At 30.5% G+C, this 6,410-nt stretch carries 7 protein-coding genes and 3 pseudogenes; 4 read left to right on the forward strand and 6 right to left on the reverse strand.

The window, feature by feature from the left end:
- Position 1: 1 nt before the first annotated feature.
- Positions 2 to 94: pseudogene (locus ABH960_RS29310) on the reverse strand (phosphoribulokinase); the annotation flags it as partial.
- A 296-nt stretch (positions 95 to 390) separates the two neighbouring features.
- Between ABH960_RS29310 and ABH960_RS29315 the strand changes: the two are divergent.
- The gene (locus ABH960_RS29315; RefSeq protein ID WP_404449943.1) at positions 391 to 777 is read left to right on the forward strand and encodes a hypothetical protein; all 387 of its coding nucleotides are present in this window, start codon (positions 391 to 393) and stop codon (positions 775 to 777) included.
- A 66-nt stretch (positions 778 to 843) separates the two neighbouring features.
- Here the strand turns inward: ABH960_RS29315 and ABH960_RS29320 are convergent, their stop codons facing one another.
- The 5 genes from ABH960_RS29320 to ABH960_RS29340 form a co-directional block, all read right to left on the reverse strand.
- Positions 844 to 1,368, reverse strand: coding sequence for a C40 family peptidase (locus ABH960_RS29320; protein ID WP_002203990.1), 525 nt, complete (start codon positions 1,366 to 1,368; stop codon positions 844 to 846).
- A 762-nt stretch (positions 1,369 to 2,130) separates the two neighbouring features.
- Positions 2,131 to 2,430 (reverse strand): ArsR/SmtB family transcription factor, encoded by a 300-nt coding sequence (locus ABH960_RS29325; RefSeq protein ID WP_002016873.1) that lies wholly within the window; start codon positions 2,428 to 2,430, stop codon positions 2,131 to 2,133.
- Between the two features lie 217 nt (positions 2,431 to 2,647).
- Positions 2,648 to 2,914 (reverse strand): HNH endonuclease, encoded by a 267-nt coding sequence (locus ABH960_RS29330; RefSeq protein ID WP_033728926.1) that lies wholly within the window; start codon positions 2,912 to 2,914, stop codon positions 2,648 to 2,650.
- A gap of 539 nt (positions 2,915 to 3,453) precedes the next feature.
- The gene (locus ABH960_RS29335) at positions 3,454 to 3,966 is read right to left on the reverse strand and encodes a helix-turn-helix domain-containing protein (RefSeq protein ID WP_002187134.1); all 513 of its coding nucleotides are present in this window, start codon (positions 3,964 to 3,966) and stop codon (positions 3,454 to 3,456) included.
- A 21-nt stretch (positions 3,967 to 3,987) separates the two neighbouring features.
- Positions 3,988 to 4,338: a transposase gene (locus ABH960_RS29340; RefSeq protein ID WP_404449946.1), complete on the reverse strand. Its 351-nt coding sequence runs from the start codon at positions 4,336 to 4,338 to the stop codon at positions 3,988 to 3,990.
- A gap of 232 nt (positions 4,339 to 4,570) precedes the next feature.
- Between ABH960_RS29340 and ABH960_RS29345 the strand changes: the two genes are divergently transcribed.
- The 3 genes and pseudogenes from ABH960_RS29345 to ABH960_RS29355 form a co-directional block, all read left to right on the forward strand.
- Positions 4,571 to 5,614 carry a tyrosine-type recombinase/integrase gene (locus ABH960_RS29345; RefSeq protein ID WP_404449948.1) on the forward strand — a complete coding sequence of 348 codons (1,044 nt, stop codon included), beginning with the start codon at positions 4,571 to 4,573 and terminating at the stop codon, positions 5,612 to 5,614.
- Positions 5,615 to 5,825: 211 nt separating this feature from the next.
- Positions 5,826 to 6,151: pseudogene (locus ABH960_RS29350) on the forward strand (helix-turn-helix domain-containing protein).
- Between the two features lie 121 nt (positions 6,152 to 6,272).
- Positions 6,273 to 6,410, forward strand: a pseudogene (locus ABH960_RS29355) (IS6 family transposase); the annotation flags it as partial.

Raw genomic sequence — 6,410 nt, forward strand, 5'->3', positions numbered from 1 at the left:
TTTAAACTCTATAAAACTCAAATGTATTTTTTTCTAGACATATTGCTTCATCGGAATTTTTGATAATAATATCAAAACATTGACTGTATGGATGCTCTTTAAAAAAGCATCCATTTTCAGGTTTTACAATTGATTAATTTTTTTCATTTCCTTTTTACGCTCAGCTCGCAGTTGCTCTAAAAAGCCTAAAAGTCCTAACAAAGTAGCGAAGATAGCTGCTTCAGCAAAAACGCAGTTGAACCAAGTAACCGTGTTAAGAATTCACTAAAAAATATTCGTAATTATATGGATAATTAGATATTTATTTATCAAATCCCGAATATATAATATTTTAACGGAATATATTAATGCTTAAACGTAAGTAAAATAAAAATATCAGGAGGATTTGCAATGTTCAAAAAAATTATTTTATCTAGTACTATTCTTTTGGGAACTTTAGGTATAACAACTTTGTCTTTTCCAGAATTAAGTTTAACAAAAGCAGAAGCTGCGATTAATGATGCGAAGATTCAAAAGGTTAAGGTTGCTGGTAGAGATTATGAAAATGGAACTGATGTACCAGCTTATATGACAGGTTCTTTTTCTATGGTAGGAGATAAAGGAGTAACATATACTATTAAACAATATGAGTTTAATAAAGTTATTGGTACGACAAATGTTACTACAAAGGGGTTATCTTCTCCAGTTGCTTTCCCTATGCCAATCACAGAGGGAAATAAATATGAGGTAACTTACAATGGCCGAGTGATTAGTACTTTTGTTGTCCGAGGGCATTAATTAATCAAAAAGAACTGAAGTCAATTTTGACTTCAGTTCTTTTTCTGGAACCTTATAATCCATTTTTTATTTAATTCGACCATATCCTGCAATATATTTACTCCAATACGTACTATCTAAGCTAGCTTCACCTACTCCGGAATTACTAGCATTATAAAACTTGTTATTACCAATATACATACCAACATGAGTAATACCTGATTTGCCCGCAACCGTTCCTTTAAAGAAAACTAAATCTCCTGGTTGAAGAGCCTTTTTTTCAACGCGTATTGTTTGATTATATTGATCTTGTGATGTTCGTGGTAATTTAATCCCTTGTGTTCCATATCCCCATTGCATTAATCCCGAACAATCAAATCCAGTTTTAGGACTATTTCCACCATATTTATATGGTTTACCTTCATATTTTTTCATCTCTGCATAGACTTTGCTAAACTGACTCGCAGTTATTGATTTTGTGGTGGAAGCTGATATAGATTGTATAGTGTTTCCATTTTGAGAAACACTATCAAGTTCATCTGCAGATGCAAAACTACCACCCGATCCTAGCATGACACCTAACGTTAATGCCCCAATAATAATTTTCTTCATAAATTTCTCCTCCTATAATCTTTTGCAAGAATTTATTCTTCTCACCTAATAGATTAATTGGGATATACGGAGAAATAAATGCAGAGAATTAGATAATATTCAACATATTTTTCATATTTTGTATATTTATTAATGTTTCATTTTCCTATATTTGTTTAAATTTGATAAATACAGGAACTAGATTAATGAATTATGCAATAAAAGCATAAAAATTTTTTATTAAAACATTCAGATATTAATTGAGAAATAAAAATAACTCTTTTATTTATTCCTTATTATCTTTAAGAAAAAGCATTAATTCTATTGGCGTTAGTGTTACAGATTCATTAGCTCCAATAATATGTAATTTGGTTTTTTGTGTGGTTGTTTTTCCAACAACTACGGGTTTAAACCCTTCTCCGATTTTTATAAAATTTATGATAATGGCTATTTATCAACGATTGTTCATGAGATTTTAGTTTAGACTATTATGTCTTTCTACATCAGATGTAAAAAGATATGAAACTGGAAACTTTTCAGACAAGAAAATGGGTACTAAATAAACTGTATCCGTTGATAATTCAGCATTTCACACTATAAAGTAAGCTCATTCTTTCATTTTTAAAAGACTTAAATTCTATAACATACGCTTTAAAACCTTTAATACGTAGAACAAAGACTGTAATTACAGAAATTATACTATAACGTTTTTATGTTTTTATAAAATAAAAAATAGGTGAATTGTAATCCGTGTTTGGGTATACATCCACCTATTCTTTTAATTTAATTAGCATGACCTAGTATTTGTATGATTTTATCAGCTTTGGAGTTTTGAATATGATAGTAAATCTCTAACCCTTTTCTTTCAGCTTTCAGTGCTTTCCCTTTCATTTTGGATAAATGTTGCGATACTGTTGATTGTGGAATATCCAAAATATTAGTTAATTGTGTTACATTTAATTTCTTGCTCTTAGCCAATTCACTAACAATTTGTAGACGTATTGGATGAGCCATAACTTTTAATAGTTCAACGTTTTCTTCAGAAACTAAACCTTGTACATTATCATTATTAAATTTGTTCATAATACAACCTCGCATTCAATTTATATTTTATTCGAATTTTTAATGTATATTCCTAATATCATTATATTAAAATTCTCTGTGCGTTTAACTATGAATTAATTATATAATTTCAACTTGTGCTATGTGCGGAGTTAATATGTGTTTGTCGTGAAGTTTTTTAGATGTGTTTAGTAATTAAAAAATCTACAAAGAAATTTTATCTCTTTGTAGATTTGAATTAATGAATTATGCAGTAAAAAAATACTAGTGCCATCAATATACCCATTTTTAAAGTAAAGATAAGTGAATCCGATTTTATGATTTTAAAAATGAATGTGTCTGTTATACCCCTATAACGCTGACTGATATGACCAGTATCATGATGAGTCTGATAATCTACAAGTTGCTTCCTTCCAGTGTCTTGATGATGATGCCATGTATAATGCTCTGGAGTTTTTCCTATTTTAAATAATTGAATTTCTTCATCCGTAAATTTTAAAGCCAATTCAGTCTTTTCATATTCTATTATTTTAGGATTTTGAAAATATTTTAGTTTACTATAATCTAAATATGTATACTATATTTCTTGTTTTTTCATAATTTTTTGATATGCTGTTTTTTATTATGTAAATTTCAAATAAAGCTTGTATGCTTTTTGATGTATTCCGCGATATATGTCTGCCCGAACTCTCTAGCATTCTCATAGGCCTACCAAGTTCCAAATGAAGTCTTTGTATTTATAATCCTGGGATCCTTACCTCTCATTTCTTTCTTTACACTTTTTTCAACTTAAATAAAACGCTCTTAAAATTACCTGTTATCTTTCCCTCTATTTTCTATATTATATATATAAACCCTTTTTTGTAATTACAATGAATTCTTTCAGGAACGGACCTGAAAAAATGACCTCTCAAATTCATCTGTAAACAACATTGTCATCTTAGGTAATGTATTTAGACCTGATAGTTAAAAAGTCTCTTGAAAATAAAAATAGACCACTTAGAACGTTTTTGTGTTTTTTAGGGTCTATTCTTACTAGAATTTCTATTCTTCTATGTCTTCTTTTACTTCTGCGGATAAAATGTCTTCAGCAAACTTCTTGTAGCCATTATATCCTTTCTTTGCAGCCTTTTTCTTTATTGCTTCTACTACCTTTTCATCAAGATATAGACTTAAATGCTGCTTTTTTTCTTTCGACTCCTCTTTTGATCTATTTTCAATTCTTTCTTTGAAAATTTCCAGATCGTTTTTTAAGTACAATCGTTCAGTAGATTTCCCTTTAGCAATCTCTTTAAAGGGCAATATCCCATCTTTAGCTGCATTATGAACGTAAGTCTTAGATTTATTTAGAAATTCAGCCGCTTCTTTTAATGTTAAAGAGTCTTTGTATAATTCCTCTAACCTTTTTACATCTTCTTGCTCAAAACGATATCCACCATCTGCTTTCCAGGTATCCAGATTGATAGGTTCGATGTGTTTATACTTAATTAAATAGCCTAATTGATTTTTTGTTAAACCTACCCTATCGCATACCTCTTCTAAAGATAAATAGTCCATTTCTCACCTCATCCGAAACTTTCATTCTAGCTGTTGTTTAAATTTTCTTAGTTGATACTTTGTTAAACCTGTTTCTTTTACTACATCTGTGATTGAGTACTCCTTATACTGCAGATACTTAAATGGATTTTCCATATAACGTTCTCGTACCTTATTAAATGTACTCTTTTTCGATAAAGAATTCAATTTCTCTCCTTTCTCTCGGATGGAATCGAAAATGGGACAACCTTTGCAATGTTTATAGTTTCTTTGTTTTGCCTGTTCTTGCTCATCTGTACAATTCACTGATAGGTTGTTCAGAGGGCAAATTGAACAATGGGTATCTTCTAAATTATAGATTTCATATAAAATTTTCCGACGAAGATTAGTCAAAAAAATCTCCTCCTACCGCACTTGGATTGAAATGTACAAAAAAACAAATTAAACATTTCCATTATACATCAGCTAAACAGAAACGTTAAATATTAAGGAAAAAATATATATTTAAACATTTCATTTTATACCACAATAAATAACGCATTTATTGTGGTATAATTAGAATCATAAAAATTTATATAAAAAATATTTGTTTAATATTTCATTCTACTAAAGGTTGTGTTTAAATTTGAATATTATAAATTACGAACATAGTAACCAACTTGTAAAATCAAAATCAGATTTTTTTGATAGCAGTCATTTTGAAAAAATTATGGGTATGGGCATCAGAAATATTGACTATTCTAAATTAAGTGAAGAATCATTGGTTTATTTATTTCTACACGATGAACCTTCTTTAACAAAAAAAAGAAGTGAACGAACAAAAAAGATTTATCTGCATGATCTGTCTCATTTTCTTCGCTACATAAAAGAAACAATCGGAACCATTCACGATTTATCCCATAATGAGATGGAAATCTACTTCTATCAACTAAGTAAGAAGTATGCTGCCACTACATTACGTCGAAAGAAAACGGTAGTCCAGCAGTTTCTAAAATACGTTTATGATAACAATGGTCTCTCAGATGACTATAGTAGTCGTCTCAAAAAAGTATCTGTAAAAAAAGAAGAGCTGGTCAATCGTGACCTCTTTCCTGAAGAAGTAAATGAAATACTAGATACACTGAAGAAAACAAATTTCTTTATGTATACATTGTTTTTCCTTCTTACGACTACTGGACTCCGGATTGAGGAAGTTGCAAACGCAAAATGGGCAGATCTTGTATTCCATTCCTCATTAAATGCTTATCTCTTGCTTGTAGTTGGGAAAGGAAATAAAGCCAGGGAAGTTCGTATTTTTGAAGATGTACTCGACGATATCTGTCGCCTTCGTCAATTGCGTAAACAAACAAGTGAATTGGACGCCTCTAGTACATATGCTTTTCTACCTAAAGCCGATGGCTCTTACTATAGGGCCGACTACTTATCAAAATATGTAGCAGAAAAGATTGAAGAAACAAACTTACCATTTTTACGTTACCGAAAGGATAGAATTACCCCCCATACCTGCAGACATTTCTTTGCGAATCATTTGATGGGAAAAGGTGTCGAACTTAAGAAAATACGTGACTATTTAGGACACGAATCTATTATGACGACGGAACGCTATTTAAGGGAACGTACAAGACGTCAAAACTTGGCCACAATAGATATAGGAAATTCATTGTTTTAGTAAACATATATAATAGGAAGATTCTCGATTTGATGTATCGATTTCTTCCTATTTTTTCGCGTATAGAATTATAAATGGCTTTCTATTATCACAACATTAAGACTAACTATTACAAATAAAAATAATTTATGACTTATTATAAGTCATAAGGATGCAATTTAACTTTTCTGTTTTACACTAACGTTATAAATCAGAAAGGAAATGTGATGATATGTCTCAACTAAGTAAGCGACTTGCTGAGTTGAGAAAAAACAGGGGTATACTCAATTCGATGTAGCATATCGCCTGAATATCGCACGTACCACATATGCCAATTGGGAATATGGAAAAACTGACCCAGACGCAGATTCAATCATGAGTATTGCAGACTTATACAATGTATCCATTAATGAATTGTTTGGACGAAACGCACCTCTAGAAAGTAAATTAGAATCAATTAAAGTAGCAGCGTCAGATCTATCCCCTAAAAAACAACAGGAAGTTTTTGATGTTCTTATTGATTATACTAATTTCATTAAAAAACATTTCACTAAATGAATTTAAATTTTTCGTATAGCACCTTTTATAGGTTCTGGTGCAAAAACTTCAAAATATCTAAAAAAAGTCTTTCAGACTTGGACATACTGATATTATTACTCTAAAAAAGGATGTGATTGGTATGGAAAAGCAAAATCTATTCAAGTGGAAACATTATCAACCGAATGTTATTTTATTAACCGTGAGATGGTACCTACGGTACAACCTCAGTTTTCGTGATTTAGTCGAAATGATGGAAGAACGCGGGCTATCCCTGGCT

The sequence above is a fragment of the Bacillus sp. RC252 genome, from assembly GCF_044909215.1.
GTDB classification, from domain to species: domain Bacteria; phylum Bacillota; class Bacilli; order Bacillales; family Bacillaceae_G; genus Bacillus_A; species Bacillus_A mycoides.

Excerpts from the sequence above, each read along its gene's own strand:
- ABH960_RS29315 (WP_404449943.1), top strand. The coding sequence starts at position 391 with ATGTTCAAAAAAATTATTTTATCTAGTACTATTCTTTTGGGAACTTTA.
- ABH960_RS29320 (WP_002203990.1), bottom strand. The coding sequence starts at position 1,368 with ATGAAGAAAATTATTATTGGGGCATTAACGTTAGGTGTCATGCTAGGA.
- ABH960_RS29325 (WP_002016873.1), bottom strand. The coding sequence starts at position 2,430 with ATGAACAAATTTAATAATGATAATGTACAAGGTTTAGTTTCTGAAGAA.
- ABH960_RS29335 (WP_002187134.1), bottom strand. The coding sequence starts at position 3,966 with ATGGACTATTTATCTTTAGAAGAGGTATGCGATAGGGTAGGTTTAACA.